Here is a 16,961-nt window from a genome sequence, read left to right on the forward strand (position 1 = left end):
TGCTGCGGGGCTGTGTCCTGTCAGGGATCCCGCGGTCAGGGATCCAGGTCGTCGAACGCCGTGCTGAAGTCGATCGCCGGGGGCGCAACGCGCGTAGCGAAATCCTCGTGCCGGGGCCCACAGGCAACGACCACCCACACGGTTACCTCACCTGCCGCTCCGTCCCGGACACCCCAGTCCTGGGCAAGGGCGCTGATGATGTTCAGCCCCCGGCCGCCGCGCGCGGTGACCGACGGCGTGGCAGGAACAGGGCGGGTGGGACCGCCCCCGTCCGTGACCTCGACCGTCAGCCGCCCCGCTCTGTCGACGCGCCATGCGGCGCGTATCTGCCCGTCCCCGACTTCCCGTGTGCCCAAGGGCCTGCCGTGTCGGCAGGCGTTACTGAGCAGTTCGGAAAGGATCAGTACGGCGTCGTCCACGACCGATTCGGGCACACCACTGATACGCAGTTGTTCGCGCATTCGGTGTCGCGCCTCACCCACGCCCGCAGGACCATGGCGTACGTCCATGCACGACGACGTGGGCACTTCTTGTGCCACCACCAACGCCACCCCCGGAACCTCCTTAGCCCCACGCATGGTCTGGATGCCCCCCTGGCCTGGACCGGAAACCGCCAAAGCGGGCCGCTCTGACGCATTCATGCCGAACGAATGCGGAGCGGATGCGCCGGAGCACACCCTGTTACGCACGGGTCGGGGGTGACGGGTGTGCAAATCGGGACGTCAGCGCCCTAGTTGGGACAGAACTTGACGGGGTCGGTTCGTGATGATCGCTTCCACACCCAGATCAGCGCAGAGCTGAACGTCTTCCGGCTCGTTCACTGTCCATACGTGTACGGAGTGGCCCGCGTCCTGCAGCTTGCGGATGTAGACGGGATGGTTGCGCACGATGCGCATGCCGGGGCCGGCGATCGTCACCCCGGCCGGCAGTCGCCCGTCCCGCATCCGGGGCGAGATGAACTGCATCAGGTACACCGTCGGGATCGTCGGGGCGGTCGCCCGCACCCGGTGCAGGGAGCGCGCGGAGAAGCTCATGACGCGGACCGGGTGCGGCCCCTCGGCGGGCGGGGCGTCCAGTCCGAAGCGCTTGAGGAGGAAGAGGAGGCGCTCCTCCACCTGTCCGGCCCAGCGGGTCGGGTGCTTCGTCTCGATCGCGAGCTGCACCGGCCGTCCGGCGTCGGAGACGAGCTCCAGCAGGCGCTCCAGGGTGAGGACGGAGGTCCGTTCGGGGTCCGCGTCCCAGTCGGGCGACTCCTCGCGGTCCTTCCAGGAGCCGAAGTCGAGGGCGGCGAGATCGGCCAGCTCCAGGGCCGAGACGGCGCCGCGGCCGTTCGAGGTGCGGTTCACCCGGCGGTCGTGGACCAGGACCAGGTGCCCGTCGGCGGTGAGCCGGACATCGCATTCGAGGCCGTCGGCGCCGTCCTCGATCGCCTTGCGGTAGGCGGCCAGGGTGTGCTCGGGGGCATCCTCCGAAGCGCCGCGGTGGGCGACGACCTGGATGGTGCGCGGCATTGCGTGGGTCACCGGGTCATCGTGCCATCGCCAGGGCCCCCGGCGTCGAGGTCCATCCTGTGGATCCGTCCGAAATGTCGGATATAAAGAATGGGGAGAGATGCACAGGTCCGGCTTACAGTGCTCTGACGGGTCATGGGAAAGGCTTTGCCCAGGAACTTGTGCGGCACGTCGAACGTTCAGTCGGACCGATCGCCAGAGATTTTTCGAAGCCGTGTGTGACGAGGAGAGAGCGCTGTGAGCACCGAGAACGAGGGCACCGCGGCCCCCACACCCCCCGCGGCCCCGTCCGTACCCCCTGCTCCGGCCTCCGAGACGCAGGCGCCCGGACTCGCGCCCGCTCCGCAGTCGGCCGACGCCGCGCCGCAGGCTGCGGCGCAGCCCGTGGCGCCGGTCCCGGCCGCTCCGGCGCCCGGCCACGCGGCCGCCGAGCCGGCGACCCAGCAGCTGCCGCCGACGCCCGCGCCGGGCACGGAGCACACCCAGCAGATCCCGCCCGCCCCGCCCGCCCCGGCGGCCCCGGCCTACGGCCAGGCTCCCGCCCCGGCCGCGCACGGAGCCGAGGGCTGGCCGCCCCCGCCGCCCACCGTGCCGGCGTATGGCAGCGGTGGCCACGGCGGCGCCTGGGGCGCTCCCCTGACCGCCGACGGCTCCCCCGCGCCCAAGCCGAAGGGCAAGGGCGGACTGATCGCGGGCGTGCTCGTGGCGGCCCTCCTCGCGGGCGGCATCGGCGGCAGTGTCGGCTACTGGGCCGCCGAGCGCAGCAACAACGGCACCGGCTCGACCACGATCAGCGCGACCAACACCCCCAAGGACCTCAAGCGCGAGGCCGGCTCCATCGCCGGCCTGGCCGCGGGCGCACTGCCCAGCGTGGTCACCATCGAGGCCTCGGCCGGCGACGGTGAGGGCGGCACCGGTACCGGGTTCGTCTACGACCAGCAGGGCCACATCCTCACCAACAACCATGTGGTGGCCTCCGCCGCGAACGGCGGCAAGCTCTTCGCGACCTTCTCCGACGGCAAGAAGTACGACGCCGAGGTCGTGGGCCGCGCCCAGGGCTACGACGTGGCGGTCCTCAAGCTGAAGAACCCGCCGGCCGGCCTCAAGCCGCTGCCGCTCGGCGACTCCGACAAGGTCGCGGTCGGCGACTCGACCATCGCGATCGGCGCCCCCTTCGGCCTGTCCAACACGGTCACCACCGGCATCGTCAGCGCCAAGAACCGCCCGGTCGCCTCCGGAGACGGCAGCGGCAGCAAGAACTCGTACATGAGCGCGCTCCAGACGGACGCCTCGATCAACCCGGGCAACTCCGGCGGCCCGCTGCTCGACGGCCGTGGCGCGGTCATCGGCATCAACTCCGCGATCCAGTCGGCCGGCAACGGCGGCTTCGGCGGCGGCCAGGCCGGTTCCATCGGCCTCGGCTTCGCCATCCCGATCAACCAGGCGAAGAACGTGGCCGAATCGCTGATCAAGACGGGCAAGCCGGTCTACCCGGTGATCTCGGTCTCCGTGGACCTCCAGGCCAAGGCGGAGGGTGCCAAGATCTCCGAGCAGGGCGCGGCGGCCAACGAGCTCGTCGACCCCAACGGCCCGGCCGGCAAGGCCGGTCTGAAGCCGGGCGACATCATCACCGAATTCGGCGGCAAGCCGGTGGACAGCGGCCCGAGCCTGATCAGCATGATCTGGACGTACAAGCCCGGCGACACCGTGAAGCTGACCTACCTGCGCAGCGGCAAGCCGACCACGGTCGACATCACGCTCGGCTCGCGGGTCGGCGACAAGTAGCACCACAGGCCACGGTGGTGGCCCGATGAGGAGGGGGCCGTAGGCGGAATCTGCCTACGGCCCCCTCCAACGTCCGCTTATGCTTCGTTGGTGTTCGATTCTCGGCACATACGGACCTTTCACGCGGTGGTCGCCTCCGGGTCGTACTCGGCCGCCGCCCGCGTACTGGGGTACACCCAGCCCGCCATCACTCAGCAGATGAAGGCGCTCGAGCGCGCCGTCGGCACCCCGCTGTTCACCCGGGTGGGCCGCAAGATGCAGCTCACCGAGGCCGGGGAGTCGCTCTCCCGGCACGCCGAGACCATCCTCGGCAACCTCTCCGCCGCCGAGGCGCAGCTGAGGGCGTACGCCCGCCTGCGCACCGGGCGGGTCAGGCTGTGCGGCTTCCCCAGCGCCAACGTCACCCTCGTCCCGGAGGCCCTGAGCGGGCTGGCCAAGGACCATCCGGGCGTGCAGGTGGAGCTGCTGGAGGGCGAGCCGCCGGAATCGCTGCGGCGGCTGGAGCGCGGGGAGTGCGACATCACCCTGGCCTTCACCTATCCCGGCCTGCACGAGGAGATCCCGGAGGAGGTCGCCGAGGTCAGGCTGCTGGAGGACCAGCTGACGGTGCTGCTCCCGACAGGGCATCCACTGGCCCGCCGCCGCGCCGTGCACCTGGCCGACCTCGCCGAGGAACGCTGGATCGCGGGCTGTCCGCGCTGCCGGGCGAATCTGCTGCACGAGTGCGCGGAGCTGGGCTTCGTGCCCGACATCCGCTTCGCCACCGACGACAACCTGGTGGTGCAGAGCCTGGTGGCACAGGGCTTGGGGGTCGCGATGATGCCCGCGCTCGTACTGCCCTCCCTCTCGCTGAACCGGGTCTGCGGGCGCGCGCTCCAGCCCGCCGCCCGCCGGCACATCGCCGCTTACGTCTACCGGGACCACCTGCGGATACCGGCGACGGCCGTGGTGCTCGACGCGCTGAAGCAGGTGGCGGCGAACCGGGTCGGCTGCTGATCAACCCATAAGCGGTGCTTGGGATTTCAGGTCATAACTGTCGTTGGACGTGATGGAACGACGGCAGCACGCTGCCGATATGACCACCACCACACCGGCCCGCACCACCACGAGGATGGCCGCCCTCGTCAGTGAGATCCGCACGGTCGTGGAACGGGGCCTGGCTCCCGACCTCACCGCGTACCTGGTGGGTGAAAGGCTCGCGCCGCACCTGGGCGCGCCCGATCTGCTGGCGCCGGCGCAGCAGGAAGGCGACCCGGAGCGGTACCGCCAGCACATCCTGCACGCGGAGTCGGACGGCAGCTTCTCGGTGGTGGTCCTGGTGTGGCTGCCCGGGCAGGAGACCTGTATCCACGACCACGTGTCGTGGTGCGTGGCGGGGGTGCACCAGGGGGAGGAGAGCGAACGCCGCTTCCGTCTGGCGCCGGGCGTCGGCCCGGCCCGCCTGGTGGCCACGGAGGACGTGGTCAACGCCCAGGGCGAGGTCTGTGGCTTCGCCCCGCCCGGAGACATCCACAAGGTGCGCAACTCCTGTGACACCAAGGCGATATCCGTGCACGTCTACGGCGCCGACGTGTCCCGGCTGGGTACCAGCATCCGTCGCGTCTACGCACTCCCCGTCGACTGATGGCCCTCCTCCACCGCCCGCACGGTGCGGCGGTCCGGCATGTTTCACGTGAAACATCCACTCCCTGGCCCGGGTTGGCGATGGCGGCGGCCGGGGCGCTGACCGCGTGGTGCATCCACCGCATCGTGCCCGCCGTGCCCATGCTGACCGCCTCGGTGGTGCTGGGCATCGCCGTGGCGCACTTCCCCGGTCTGCGGGCCTTCGTACGGGGAACCGCGCGCCCTGGCCTCTCCATGGCCGGCCGGCGGCTGATGCGCATCGGCATCGTCCTGCTGGGCCTCGGCCTGGGGCTGGACCAGGTGCTCCGGCTGGGCTGGGCCACGGTGGCGATGGTGGTGGGGGTGGTCGCGGCCACCTTCCTCGGAACCGTCTGGCTGGGGCGGCGCCTCGGACTTCCCGGAGACCAGCCCTTGCTGATCGCCACCGGGTACTCGATCTGCGGGGCCTCGGCGATCGGCGCGGTGAGCGAGGTATCGGGCAGTGACGAGGAGGACGTGGCCGCGTCGGTGGCCCTGGTCACCCTGTGCGGAACCCTAGCCATCGCGGTACTCCCCCTCCTCCAGGGCCCGTTGGGGCTCTCCGACCCGGCCTTCGGCCGGTGGGTCGGCGCCGGCGTCCACGACGTCGGCCAGGTGGTGGCGACCGCGCAGACCGCGGGCCCGGACGCTCTGGGCGAGGCGGTGCTGGTCAAGCTCATGCGGGTGGCCCTGCTCGCCCCGCTGGTGGCGGCCGTGGCCTTCTCCGTACGGGCCCGGCGGCGCGGGGTGCGCACGGCCTCGGGCCGCCGCCCGGCCCCGGTTCCGCTGTTCGTGGCCGGTTTCTTGGCCGCGGCCGCGCTGCGCGCCACCGGCGCGGTGCCCGACGTAGCGCTGGAGTGGGCGCACACCGCGCAGGAGGCACTGCTGGCGGCGGCCCTGTTCGGCCTGGGGAGCGCCGTGCACCTGCCGACGCTGGCCCGGACCGGGGGGCGGGCGGCGGCGCTGGGACTCGGGGCGTGGGTGGTGGTGGCCGGCGTCTCGTACGCGGGCGTGCTGCTCACCGTATGACGGCACAACGGCGGGAAGTTGGCCATCTCCTGGCCGGAACCGACCGAACGTTCTGACTGGCCGCTGACATTGACGCGCGGCCGTGCCACTCTGCCCGGCAAGGCCGCACCATGCACCGCAGGCACATCGCACCAGGCACAGCCGATCCGCACCGACCGCTCTTCACCCCCACCCTGCCCGGCTTCAACCGGACCGGGCACGGCAGAAGGAGTCATGCGTGAATCGTCATCGCACGGCCTTATCCGTCCTGCTCTCGGCGGGCGCCCTGGTCGCGGGCGTCCTGACGGCGGCGACCCCCTCCGTCGCGGCGGACGCCCCCGCGTCCTTCCGGCAGCAGCACACCTCCGGCTTCTGGACCGCCGAGCGGATGCGGAGCGCCACCCCGCTCGATGTGACGGCGGCCCCGGGTACCGCCAGCACCGCCGTCGCCAGCTGGGCGGCGCCCACCAGGATCGCGCCGACGGCTGCCGCGTCCCCCACGGCCTTCCCGCAGGCGGGCGGGGCGTGGACCGGCGGCGGCGCGGTCGTGAAGACCTCGGGCCGGGTCTTCTTCACGATGGGTGACCGCACCGCCTCCTGCTCCGGGGACTCGGTGACCAGCGCCAACGGCAGCACGGTCATCACGGCCGGCCACTGCGTGAAGTACCAGGGCGCCTGGCACACGAACTGGGTCTTCGTCCCCGCCTACAACAACGGGTCCGCGCCCTACGGCCAGTGGTCGGCCACCAAGACCTTCGCCACCGACCAGTGGGCGGCGAGCGAGGACATGAACATGGACGTCGGCCTGGCCGTCGTCGCCCCCCTGAACGGGCAGACCCTCAGCCAGGCCGTGGGCGCCCAGGGCATCCTCTTCAACGGCGGCTACAACAAGAAGATGTACTCCTTCGGCTTCCCCGCGGCCGCCCCGTACGACGGCACGAAGCTCGTCTACTGCAGCGGCAACAGCGGCAAGGACTTCCTGCTGACCCGGGACCACAGCCTGGCCTGCAACATGACGGGCGGCTCCAGCGGCGGCCCCTGGTTCCAGGACTTCAACGAGGCCACGGGCCTGGGCACCCAGGTCTCGGTGAACAGCTTCGGCTACACCTTCCTGCCGAACCGGATGCACGGCCCCTACTTCGGCAACGAGGCGAAGGCGGCCTACGACAAGGCCCAGGCATCCTGACGCGGTGGGGGGAGCCCGGCAGAGCCTCGCTCACCTGGGGTGAGCAGGGCTCCCCACCCGGCAAGTGGCAACGGTGAATCAACGCAGCCGCGAGCAGCCCCGCCAGCCGGTACGCTGTACCCGCTCCGCCGCTGGTCGGCAGGGGCAAGGGTGGGTTGCCCGAGCGGCCTAAGGGAACGGTCTTGAAAACCGTCGTGGCGCGAGTCACCGTGGGTTCAAATCCCACACCCACCGCTTGCAGGTCAGAGAAGTAACAGGTCACAAGGGGCGTCCCTCACCGAGGGGCGCCCCTTCCTTGTCGAGCCCGTCTCACCCCGGATCCCCGTGCCACGCCGTTGACCAGGGGTGTGGCCAATTTGTGGCCAGGCCGCCAGCCGGAGCAGACGCGACATTCGGTACCCCCTGGCCGGGACGGCATTCTCCTGTGCTGCGGATGTCCGCTCTCGGCACCGGCTGGCTCAGAAAAGCGTGCCCAAGGCGGGTGATGGACGAGCTGAATGGTCAGGGTCGGGGTGCCACCGATCCGGTGGCACTCCTTCGCGGCTTGGGCATGGGGGTGCAGCCGGCCATCGGGCTCCGCCCCGGTCGGTCAGCCGTCGAACCAGACGACCAAGCGGACGCCCTCGGGTCTTCGGCCGGGTCTGGTTTCGCGTTCATACGCCTTTCCGGGTGGTGTTTGTCGGAACATCGGCGCGGAAGGTGGGGGCGGTGCGGTTGCGGACACATCATGACGAATGTATGCAGATCCGCCCGTCGGAACATCGCGAATCGAGGCACCCCGTCATGGCTCACCGAAGCGTCCTCACGTCAATCTGGACCTCCCTCATCACCGCCCTCGTTGCCTTCCTCTCCTCCCTCGGCCTCGGGGGGAAGGCGGCTCTGGCCGCCGCCCCGGCCGGCGACTTCCCGGCCCCGGCCGCCGAGGCCGCCCTCTCCGTCGCACGGCCGGCCGCCGCGGCCCGGCGGACCTGGCGGGCGGTGATGCGGGGCGGTTCGCTGCCGCCGACCATCAAGCAGCGGATTCGCGCCGAGGCCCACGGCAAGACCCCTTCCGTCCGTCGCTCGACCACCGCCGCCGCCATGGGTGCCGGACAGGAAACCGCCGCGCCGCTCCTGACCTCGGTCGCACCCCCTGTCGGAGCACGCGTCGGAGCCGCAGTGGGAGTCCCCGTGGCCACCGCCCGAGGAGCGCTCGCGCTGGCCGCCTGACCCCGCAGCCGCAGCCGCAGTCGCAGACGTACCCGTAGTCGCATCTCTAGTCGTAACCCGCAGTCGTAGTCGTACGGCGCTGGAGCCCGGTCGGTCGCGACCGTGGATCGCGCCGCGTGGTGCCCCCGGAGCGGGGCACGGATGGATCGCCCCGGCGTGCGCCGGGGGCGCAGGGGGCGTGAAGCTTGGCATTGCAGGGCCGCAGGCCCGGGAGACGGTGGGGTTCCCGGACGGCGCGGCCCTTTTCGGCATGTCCGGGACCGGCCGATACCGCCCGCGTCGTCGCCGCTCTCCCCCTCGCCGTCGCACTCTTCGGCGGGGTGGCATCGGCCGACAACGGCTCCTTCGCGAACGACGGATCGAATGCGAGCGTCGCCAGCATCATCGGCAGCGGCGTGGGTGGGCACAACGCCGGCAACTCGTCCACCTCGCAGCAGGTGGCCACCGGTTCCGGTGCCTCCAACCAGAACAACACCGCGCAGGTCAAGGGCTCGGCCTTCACGGCAATCCACCAGGCCGACTCGAACGTGGGGGTCAACTTCCACCCCTGGTGGTAGCTGCGGGCTGAGCCGCTCCGATTCTTGAGGGCGTCTGTGCGACCGGACCGGCTGGGGTCCGGTAGCGCAGGCGCCATCGCGCATGCCCCACCGCCGCGGCCCGAGGAGAGGAGAATCCCTCCGCCCCGCCTCCTCTCCCGACCTTGACACCACGGGTGAATCTGACGGACAGTCAGGTCTCCTCGATGATGTGATGCCGGGAGGCCAGCGCCGTGCACCTCGCCCCGACCGAAGGCCAGTTGCGGCTCCGCGCCGAACTGCGGGAGTACTTCCAGGACCTGCTGCTGGACGGAGTCCCCGAAGATCCGGCCCGCCAGCGCGAACTGCTGCGCCGCATCGGTGCCGACGGGCTGCTCGGCCTCGGCTGGCCCGTCGAGTACGGCGGCCAGGGCCGCGGCGCCGACGAGCAGTTCGTCTTCTTCGACGAGGCCTACCGGGCCGGCGCCCCCGTCTCCATGGTCACGCTCAACACCGTCGGCCCGACCCTGATGAAGTACGGGACGCAGGAGCAGAAGGACTACTTCCTGCCCCGGATCCTCGCCGGCGACCTCGTCTTCGCCATCGGCTACTCCGAACCCGAGGCCGGCACCGACCTCGCCTCCCTGCGCACCCGCGCGGTCCGCGACGGGGCGGACTGGCTGATCGACGGGCAGAAGATCTTCACGTCCAACGCCCAGAACGCGGACTGGATCTGGCTCGCCTGCCGCACCGACCCCGAGGCCCCCAAACACAAGGGCATCTCGATCATCCTGGTGCCCACCGACGACCCCGGCTTCTCGTGGACCCCGATCGAGACCGTCGGCGGCCTCACGACCACCGCGACGTACTACGACTCCGTCCGCGTGCCCGTCGGCAACCTCGTCGGCCCCGAGCACGGCGGCTGGGGCCTGATCACCAACCAGCTCAACCACGAGCGCGTGGCCCTCGCCGCCATCGGCATGCAGGCGGAGGACTTCTACGGGTACGCCCTCAGCCGTGCCCGCACCCCCGACCCGGTCACCGGCGAGCGGCCCGCCGACCTGCCCTGGGTGCAGGCCCGCCTGGCCGAGGCCCATGCGCGACTGGCCGCCGTACGCCTCCTCAACTGGCGCCTCGTCCAAGACGTGGGCGGCGGCAGCCTGGCCCCCGGCGATGCCAGCGGTGTGAAGTTCCTCGGCACCGAGTCCACCGTCGAGGTGTACCGGATGTGCCAGGAGGTGGTGGGCGAGGAGGCCCTGATCCGCGGGCCGGGGCCCGGCGTCTTCGCGGGCGGGGAGCTGGAGCGGATGAACCGGGCCGCCCAGATCAACACCTTCGGCGGCGGGGTCAGCGAGGTCCAGCGGGAGATCGTCGCCATGATGCGGCTCGGCATGAAGGGGAGGAAGCGATGACCGCGGACGCCACGGGCACGGGAGCCGGCACCGGCACGGGAACCGCCACGGGCACCGGAGCCGCCACGGGCACGGGAGCCGCCACGGGCACGGGAGCCGCCACCGCCATGGGTACCGATGCCGGAACCGGCACGGCCGAGGAGGCAGCCCGGTTCCACGCACTGCTGGCGGCCTTCGAGGGACAGCCGGCCGCCATCGCGGGCCGGGGCAAGGACGCGGTCAACGAACCCATGATCCGCCACTGGTGCGAGGCGATGGGCGACGCCAACCCCGCCTACACCGGGCCGGACGCCATCGCTCCGCCCACCATGCTCCAGGCCTGGACGATGGGCGGTCTCTCCGGTCACTCCGACCGCTCCTCCGCCTACGAAGAGCTGTTCGAGCTCCTCGACGGAGCCGGCTTCACCTCCGTGGTCGCCACCGACTGCGAGCAGGAGTACCTCCGCCCCCTGCGCCCCGGTGACGCGATCACCTTCGACGCCGTCATCGAGTCCGTGTCGCCCCGCAAGACGACCAAGCTGGGCACCGGCCACTTCGTGACCACCCGCATGGACGTCCAGGCGGACGGGGAACCGGCCGGCACCCACCGCTTCCGGATCCTCAAGTACGCCCCCGCGGCCAAGCGGGAGAAGAAGGCCGAGGCCCGGCGCCCCCGCCCGGTGGTCAACCGCGACAACCAGGGTTTCTGGGACGGGGTCCGGGACCACAAGCTGCTGATCCAGCGCTGCACCTCCTGCGCCGCCCTCCGTTTCCCGTGGCTGCCCGGCTGCAACGCCTGCGCGAGCCCCGGCTGGGACACCGTGGAGGCCTCCGGAGCCGGCACGGTGTTCAGCTACGTCGTGATGCACCACCCGCCCTTCCCGGCATTCGACCCGCCCTACGCGGTCGCCCTCGTCGAGCTCGCCGAGGGCGTCCGGATGATCAGCAACATCACCGGCGTGCCGTACGACAAGGTGCGCATCGGCCTGCCCGTCCAGCTGGAGTTCCTGCGCGTCGACGACGACCTCGAACTCCCCGTTTTCCGCGGGAGTGAGGGCTGATGGACTTCCACCCCACCGAGGAACAGGCCGCCGCGGCCGGTCTCGCCGCCCGGATCTTCGCCGATCTCGCCACCCACGAACGCCTCGCCGCCGCCGGCACCGGCAGCGACGCCGAACTGTGGAAGGCCCTCACCACCGCCGGACTGACCGCCGCCGTCGAGGAGATCGGCCTGCTGGGGCTGGTCCTGCTGCTGGAGGAACAGGGCCGCACCACCGCGCAGGTCCCGTACGCCGCCACCTGCGCGTACGGGATCCTCCCCGTGGCCGCGCACGGCAGCCCCGAACAGCGGGCCCGGCTGCTGCCCGCCCTCGGCGCGGGCGAGGCCGTCGCCACCGGAGCCTTCCCGGCACGCGGCCGGATCAGCGCCTCCGCCGATGGCCGTCTCACCGGCACCGCCCCCGCCGTGCCCTGGCTGCGCGACGCCACGCACGTACTGGTCCCGGACGCGGACCGGGCACTGTGGCTCGTACGGACCGGCGCGCCCGGAGTGAAGACTGCGTCGGTAAAGACCACCGCCCCCTGGTCGGCGGGCCGGCTGACCCTGACCGGAGCCGAGGCCGAGCGCATCGGGAGCGACAGCGCCTACGAGGACACCCTCGCCGCCGCCCGGACCGCCTTCGCCGGGCTCCAGGCGGGCGTCTGCGCGGGCTCGCTCGCCCGGGCGGTGGAACACACCTCCACCCGTGAGCAGTTCGGCCGGCCGCTCTCCACCAACCAGGGGGTGATGCTCCGCGCGGCCGACGCCTACATGGACACCGAGGCGATCCGGGTGACGGCGTACGAGGCGGCCTGGCGCATCGACCAGGGCCTGCCGGCCCGTGAGCACGCGCTGACGGCGGCCTGGTGGGCCTCGGAGGCGGGCAAGCGGGTCGTGCACGCGGGCCAGCACCTGCACGGCGGCATGGGCGCCGACCTGGACCATCCCGTCCACCGGCACTTCCTGTGGGGGCGCCAGCTGGACGCCTACCTGGGCTGCGGCAGCGAGCTGCTGGCCGAACTGGGAGCTTCGATCGCTTCGACAGCCGAGGGAGAACACGCATGAACATCGGCGACACGCTGCCGCCGCTGGAGATCCCGGTCACCCGCACGCTGATCGTCGCGGGCGCGATCGCCTCCCGCGACTACCAGGACGTGCACCACGACGCGGCGCTCGCGCAGGAGAAGGGCTCCCCGGACATCTTCATGAACATCCTGACCACGAACGGCCTGATCGGCCGGTACGTCACCGACCACCTGGGGCCGCACGCCGTCCTGCGCAAGGTGGCCATCCGCCTCGGCGCGCCCAACTACCCGGGCGACACGATGACCCTCACCGGGACGGTCACCGCCGTGTCCGGGAACACCGTCGAGATCCGGGTCGTCGGTGCCAACGGCATCGGCCACCACGTGTCGGGGACGGTCACCGCGGCGGTGCCGGCATGAGCGTCCGCACCCGGGACGAGCTCGGCGGCCGGGCCGCCATCGCCGGCATCGGCGCGACCGAGTTCTCCAAGGACTCCGGCCGCAGCGAGCTCAAGCTGGCCGTCGAGGCCGTGCACGCCGCCCTCGACGACGCCGGGCTCACCCCCGCCGACGTCGACGGCATGGTCACCTTCACGATGGACAGCAGCCCCGAGATCACCGTCGCCCAGGCGGCCGGCATCGGGGACCTGTCCTTCTTCTCCCGCATCCACTACGGCGGCGGCGCGGCCTGTGCCACCGTCCAACAGGCCGCCCTCGCCGTCGCCACCGGGGTCGCGGAGGTCGTGGTCTGCTACCGCGCCTTCAACGAGCGTTCCGGGCGCCGCTTCGGCTCCGGGGTCCAGCAGCGCGAGCCCTCGGCGGAGGGGGCGGCCCTCGGCTGGTCCCTGCCCTGGGGGCTGCTGACCCCCGCCTCCTGGGTGGCGATGGCCGCCCAGCGCTACCTGCACACCTACCACCTCACCCCCGAGGCCTTCGGGCACGTCGCGGTCACCGACCGCCGGCACGCGGCGAACAACCCGGCCGCCTACTTCCACGGCAAGCCCATCACCCTCGCCGACCACGCCGCCTCGCGCTGGATCGTGGAGCCGCTGCGGCTGCTGGACTGCTGCCAGGAGACCGACGGCGGCCAGGCCCTCGTCGTCACCACGGCCGAGCGGGCCCGGGACCTGCGGCACGCGCCCGCCGTGATCACCGCGGCCGCACAGGGAGCCGGACGCCGCCAGGAAGCCATGACCTCCTTCTACCGCGACGACCTCACCGGGCTGCCGGAGATGGACGTGGTCGCGCACCAGCTGTGGCGGACCAGCGGACTGCGGCCCTCGGACATCGACGTGGGCATCCTCTACGACCACTTCACCCCCTTCGTGCTGATGCAGCTGGAGGAGTTCGGCTTCTGCGGGCCCGGCGAAGCCGCTGATTTCGTGGCCGCGGACGCATTGCCGATCAACACCCACGGCGGCCAGCTCGGCGAGGCGTACCTGCACGGGATGAACGGCATCGCCGAGGCCGTCCGCCAGCTGCGCGGCACATCCGTCAACCAGGTCGCGGGCGCGGCGCACGCCCTCGTCACGGCCGGGACCGGGGTGCCGACCTCGGGTCTGATCCTCGGAGCCGACGGCTGAGGCCCGGTCCTCTGGGCCCCCGCCCCCTCCACCTTCAGGGGGTGGGGCCCGCCCTACTCCTACAACCTGAGATGGATCCCCCATCGGCACCTGCGGCCGATCCCAGGGCGGGCGGGCGCTCCTAGCGTGGAGACATGACCACGCCTGTGTGCACGCTCGCCTCGAATCCGACGCCGTACCCGTCGTTCTCGGCGTACGTCCGGACCCGCGGCACGGTCCTGATGCGCACCGCGCGCTCCCTCACCGCCAACCCGTGCGATGCGGAGGACCTGCTCCAGACCGCCCTGGCCAAGACGTACGTGGCCTGGGACCGCATCGAGGACCACCGCGCCCTGGACGGCTACGTCCGGCGGACCCTGGTCAACACCCGCACCTCCCAGTGGCGCAAGCGCAAGGTCGACGAGTTCGTCTGCGACGAGCTCCCGGAGACCGAGGAGGTGCCGGCCTCCGATCCCGCGGAGGCGCAGGCCCTGCGCGACGCGATGTGGCGCGCCGTGACCCGGCTGCCGGACCGGCAGCGGGCCATGGTCGTCCTGCGCTACTACGAGGACCTGAGCGAGGTGCAGACCGCAGAGCTGCTGGGCGTCTCGGTCGGCACGGTCAAGAGCGCGGTCTCCCGCGCGTTGGGCAAGCTCCGCGAGGACCCGGAACTCGCTCCGGTCCGGTGAGGCGGGAAATGTTTCACGTGAAACCAGAGGATGTTTCACGTGAAACACGGCCCGGTTTCTACCCCCGGGTAGTGACATGCCGAGCGGTATGTGCGCAGAATCGGCAGCATCCGTAGCCGCCGCAGCGCCGCAGCGCTCATCGGGAGGACGCTTTGCTCAGCACCATGCAGGACGTACCGCTCCTCGTCACCCGCATACTCCGTCACGGGATGACGATCCACGGGAAGTCCCAGGTCACGACCTGGACCGGGGAGGCTGAGCCGCACCGCCGCAGCTTCGCCGAGATCGGCACCCGCGCCACCCGCCTCGCAAGCGCCCTGCGCGACGAACTCGGCGTGCAACAGGACGACAGGGTCGCAACGCTCATGTGGAACAACGCCGAGCACGTCGAGGCGTACTTCGCGATCCCTTCCATGGGCGCCGTTCTGCACACGCTCAACCTGCGGCTCCCTCCCGAGCAGCTGGTCTTCATCGTCAACCACGCCGCAGACCGGGTGGTGCTGGTCAACGGCACCCTGCTGCCGCTGCTCGCGCCCCTGCTGCCGCACCTGCCGACCATCGAGCACGTGGTGGTCTCCGGCATCGGCGACCGCTCCGCGCTCGACGGCCTGAACGTGCGCGTGCACGAGTACGAGCAGTTGCTGGAGGGCCGCCCGGACAGCTACGACTGGCCCGAGCTGGACGAGCGCCAGGCGGCGGCCATGTGCTACACCTCCGGGACCACCGGGGACCCCAAGGGCGTCGTCTTCTCGCACCGTTCGCTCTACTTGCACTCCATGCAGGTCAACATGACCGAGTCGATGGGGCTGACCGATCGGGACACCACCCTCGTCGTGGTCCCGCAGTTCCACGTGAACGCGTGGGGGCTGCCGCACGCCACCTTCATGACCGGCGTCAACATGCTGATGCCGGACCGCTTCCTGCAGCCCGCGCCGCTCGCCGAGATGATCGAGCGGGAGAAGCCCTCGCACGCCGCGGCCGTCCCCACCATCTGGCAGGGTCTGCTGGCCGAGGTCACCGCCAACCCGCGCGACCTGACCTCGATGAAGCAGGTCACCATCGGCGGCTCGGCCTGTCCGCCCTCCCTGATGGAGGCGTACGACAAGATCGGCGTCCGCGTCTGTCACGCCTGGGGCATGACCGAGACTTCCCCGCTGGGCACGATGGCCCACCCGCCGGCCGGACTGACCGCCGAGGAGGAGTGGCCCTACCGGATCACCCAGGGCCGCTTCCCCGCGGGCGTCGAGGCCCGCCTGGTCGGTCCCGCCGGCGACCTCCTGCCCTGGGACGGAGCGTCGGCGGGCGAGCTGGAGGTGCGCGGCAACTGGATCGCGAGCTCCTACTACGGCGGGGCGTCCGGCGAACCCTTCCGGCCCGAGGACAAGTTCAGCGACGACGGCTGGCTCAAGACCGGGGACGTCGGCGTCATCAGCCCCGACGGCTTCCTCACCCTCACCGACCGCGCCAAGGACGTCATCAAGTCCGGCGGTGAGTGGATCTCCAGCGTGGAGCTGGAGAACGCGCTGATGGCGCACCCCGAGGTCGCCGAGGCCGCCGTCGTCGCCGTCCCGGACGAGAAGTGGGGCGAGCGTCCGCTGGCCACCGTCGTCCTCAGGGAGGGCGCGACCGTGAACTACACCGGACTGCGCGAGTTCCTCGCGCGGTCCATCGCCAAGTGGCAGCTGCCGGAGCGCTGGACGGTCATCGAGGCGGTGCCGAAGACCAGTGTCGGCAAGTTCGACAAGAAGGTGATCCGCCAGCAGTACGCGGACGGCGCGCTGGAAGTCACCAAGCTCGACTGACGCGCGACGCCGGCGGCTAGCCCCGGGTGAGCCAAGGCCGCAGCAGCTTGCTGACGGCGGGCATGGCCGCGTAGGTCATCAGGGTGCTGAAGACGACGGCGAAGGCCGCCGTCCGCAGCACGAAGTGCAGATCCACCAGGTACGGCCCGAGCACCGCGTTGCCGGCGAGCGAGATCGGGAAGATGGCCAGCCCCGAGCTGATCGCCATCTTCCACCGCGGCGGCGCGGGCCGGGTCGTACCCGGCTTGGCGAACCACGTCTCCATGCCGTGCAATTCCCGGCGGGCTATCTCCGTGTGGTGGTGGCCGAGGCAGTTGGAGAACCACTGGGCCCGCTCCGGGGAGTCCTGCCAGCGCTGGAACGCCGCCTGGTTGCGGAAGCGGTGGACCAGGAACCACGGTCCGCCCTCCGTCGCCGGGCGGAAGAGCCCGTACCCGAGGTGGTCCGGGAAGCCGGCGGCCGTCTCCAGGATCCCGTGGGCCCAGGCCTCGAAGGTCTCCTCGTGCCCCGCGTCCACCTGGCGCGCGATGAGCAGGTTCACCTCCCCGTTGTCGGCGGGGACGGTGTGCTCGCTCGTGTTGGTGATGGCCATCGGGCC

The 16,961-nt window shown here is 71.4% G+C and carries 16 protein-coding genes, 1 tRNA gene and 1 pseudogene; 15 read left to right on the forward strand and 3 right to left on the reverse strand.

Annotation, left to right across the window (positions count from 1 at the left end; all coding sequences use genetic code 11):
• Positions 1 to 35: 35 nt before the first annotated feature.
• Both IF88_RS0105520 and IF88_RS0105525 read right to left on the reverse strand, forming a co-directional pair.
• Positions 36 to 637 (reverse strand): annotated as a pseudogene (locus IF88_RS0105520) (ATP-binding protein).
• Positions 638 to 722: 85 nt separating this feature from the next.
• Entirely contained in the window at positions 723 to 1,511 is a 789-nt protein-coding gene (locus IF88_RS0105525; RefSeq protein ID WP_199808037.1) for a glycerophosphodiester phosphodiesterase, read from the reverse strand.
• A gap of 237 nt (positions 1,512 to 1,748) precedes the next feature.
• Here IF88_RS0105525 and IF88_RS0105530 point away from each other — a divergent pair, with 237 nt between their 5' ends.
• From IF88_RS0105530 to IF88_RS0105600, 15 genes are all read left to right on the forward strand, one after another.
• Complete coding sequence (locus IF88_RS0105530; RefSeq protein WP_030707862.1) at positions 1,749 to 3,296, forward strand: S1C family serine protease; 1,548 nt, start codon at positions 1,749 to 1,751, stop codon at positions 3,294 to 3,296.
• A gap of 90 nt (positions 3,297 to 3,386) precedes the next feature.
• Positions 3,387 to 4,292, forward strand: coding sequence for a LysR family transcriptional regulator (locus IF88_RS0105535; protein ID WP_030707864.1), 906 nt, complete (start codon positions 3,387 to 3,389; stop codon positions 4,290 to 4,292).
• A 79-nt stretch (positions 4,293 to 4,371) separates the two neighbouring features.
• The gene (locus IF88_RS0105540; protein ID WP_030707866.1) at positions 4,372 to 4,920 is read left to right on the forward strand and encodes a cysteine dioxygenase family protein; all 549 of its coding nucleotides are present in this window, start codon (positions 4,372 to 4,374) and stop codon (positions 4,918 to 4,920) included.
• On the forward strand, positions 4,920 to 5,966 hold the full coding sequence (locus IF88_RS0105545; RefSeq protein ID WP_030707868.1) for a putative sulfate exporter family transporter: 1,047 nt from the start codon (positions 4,920 to 4,922) through the stop codon (positions 5,964 to 5,966). The genes IF88_RS0105540 and IF88_RS0105545 overlap by 1 nt, the downstream gene beginning before the upstream one ends.
• Positions 5,967 to 6,183: 217 nt before the next feature.
• Complete coding sequence (locus tag IF88_RS0105550; RefSeq protein ID WP_030707870.1) at positions 6,184 to 7,131, forward strand: trypsin-like serine peptidase; 948 nt, start codon at positions 6,184 to 6,186, stop codon at positions 7,129 to 7,131.
• Between the two features lie 149 nt (positions 7,132 to 7,280).
• A tRNA-Ser gene (locus tag IF88_RS0105555) sits at positions 7,281 to 7,365 on the forward strand.
• 549 nt (positions 7,366 to 7,914) lie between these two features.
• Positions 7,915 to 8,340 (forward strand): DUF6344 domain-containing protein, encoded by a 426-nt coding sequence (locus tag IF88_RS0105560; RefSeq protein WP_030707872.1) that lies wholly within the window; start codon positions 7,915 to 7,917, stop codon positions 8,338 to 8,340.
• 185 nt (positions 8,341 to 8,525) lie between these two features.
• Positions 8,526 to 8,897: a hypothetical protein gene (locus tag IF88_RS0105565; protein ID WP_420710912.1), complete on the forward strand. Its 372-nt coding sequence runs from the start codon at positions 8,526 to 8,528 to the stop codon at positions 8,895 to 8,897.
• Between the two features lie 212 nt (positions 8,898 to 9,109).
• Positions 9,110 to 10,267: an acyl-CoA dehydrogenase family protein gene (locus IF88_RS0105570; RefSeq protein ID WP_030707876.1), complete on the forward strand. Its 1,158-nt coding sequence runs from the start codon at positions 9,110 to 9,112 to the stop codon at positions 10,265 to 10,267.
• A gap of 107 nt (positions 10,268 to 10,374) precedes the next feature.
• Positions 10,375 to 11,307, forward strand: coding sequence for a bifunctional MaoC family dehydratase N-terminal/OB-fold nucleic acid binding domain-containing protein (locus IF88_RS0105575; protein WP_030707878.1), 933 nt, complete (start codon positions 10,375 to 10,377; stop codon positions 11,305 to 11,307).
• On the forward strand, positions 11,307 to 12,350 hold the full coding sequence (locus IF88_RS0105580) for an acyl-CoA dehydrogenase family protein (protein WP_030707880.1): 1,044 nt from the start codon (positions 11,307 to 11,309) through the stop codon (positions 12,348 to 12,350). Before IF88_RS0105575 ends, IF88_RS0105580 begins: the two co-directional genes overlap by 1 nt.
• Positions 12,347 to 12,730, forward strand: coding sequence for a MaoC family dehydratase (locus IF88_RS0105585; protein ID WP_030707882.1), 384 nt, complete (start codon positions 12,347 to 12,349; stop codon positions 12,728 to 12,730). Before IF88_RS0105580 ends, IF88_RS0105585 begins: the two co-directional genes overlap by 4 nt.
• Complete coding sequence (locus IF88_RS0105590; protein WP_030707884.1) at positions 12,727 to 13,893, forward strand: lipid-transfer protein; 1,167 nt, start codon at positions 12,727 to 12,729, stop codon at positions 13,891 to 13,893. Before IF88_RS0105585 ends, IF88_RS0105590 begins: the two co-directional genes overlap by 4 nt.
• A 134-nt stretch (positions 13,894 to 14,027) precedes the next feature.
• A complete protein-coding gene (locus IF88_RS0105595) occupies positions 14,028 to 14,561 on the forward strand; it encodes a SigE family RNA polymerase sigma factor (RefSeq protein WP_030707885.1) in 534 nt (177 codons plus the stop codon).
• A 152-nt stretch (positions 14,562 to 14,713) separates the two neighbouring features.
• Entirely contained in the window at positions 14,714 to 16,363 is a 1,650-nt protein-coding gene (locus tag IF88_RS0105600) for a long-chain fatty acid--CoA ligase (RefSeq protein ID WP_030707887.1), read from the forward strand.
• Positions 16,364 to 16,379: 16 nt separating this feature from the next.
• Here the strand turns inward: IF88_RS0105600 and IF88_RS0105605 are convergent, their stop codons facing one another.
• Complete coding sequence (locus tag IF88_RS0105605; RefSeq protein WP_030707889.1) at positions 16,380 to 16,955, reverse strand: antibiotic biosynthesis monooxygenase; 576 nt, start codon at positions 16,953 to 16,955, stop codon at positions 16,380 to 16,382.
• Between the last annotated feature and the right edge of the window lie 6 nt (positions 16,956 to 16,961).

This window comes from Streptomyces sp. NRRL F-2580, from assembly GCF_000720115.1.
Classification (GTDB): domain Bacteria; phylum Actinomycetota; class Actinomycetes; order Streptomycetales; family Streptomycetaceae; genus Streptomyces.

Bases quoted from the DNA above. Each gene is read 5' to 3' on its own strand.
- IF88_RS0105525 (WP_199808037.1), bottom strand. From the start codon at position 1,511: ATGCCGCGCACCATCCAGGTCGTCGCCCACCGCGGCGCTTCGGAGGAT.
- IF88_RS0105540 (WP_030707866.1), top strand. From the start codon at position 4,372: ATGACCACCACCACACCGGCCCGCACCACCACGAGGATGGCCGCCCTC.
- IF88_RS0105545 (WP_030707868.1), top strand. From the start codon at position 4,920: ATGGCCCTCCTCCACCGCCCGCACGGTGCGGCGGTCCGGCATGTTTCA.
- IF88_RS0105560 (WP_030707872.1), top strand. From the start codon at position 7,915: ATGGCTCACCGAAGCGTCCTCACGTCAATCTGGACCTCCCTCATCACC.
- IF88_RS0105575 (WP_030707878.1), top strand. From the start codon at position 10,375: ATGGGTACCGATGCCGGAACCGGCACGGCCGAGGAGGCAGCCCGGTTC.
- IF88_RS0105580 (WP_030707880.1), top strand. From the start codon at position 11,307: ATGGACTTCCACCCCACCGAGGAACAGGCCGCCGCGGCCGGTCTCGCC.
- IF88_RS0105585 (WP_030707882.1), top strand. From the start codon at position 12,347: ATGAACATCGGCGACACGCTGCCGCCGCTGGAGATCCCGGTCACCCGC.
- IF88_RS0105590 (WP_030707884.1), top strand. From the start codon at position 12,727: ATGAGCGTCCGCACCCGGGACGAGCTCGGCGGCCGGGCCGCCATCGCC.
- IF88_RS0105595 (WP_030707885.1), top strand. From the start codon at position 14,028: ATGACCACGCCTGTGTGCACGCTCGCCTCGAATCCGACGCCGTACCCG.
- IF88_RS0105605 (WP_030707889.1), bottom strand. From the start codon at position 16,955: ATGGCCATCACCAACACGAGCGAGCACACCGTCCCCGCCGACAACGGG.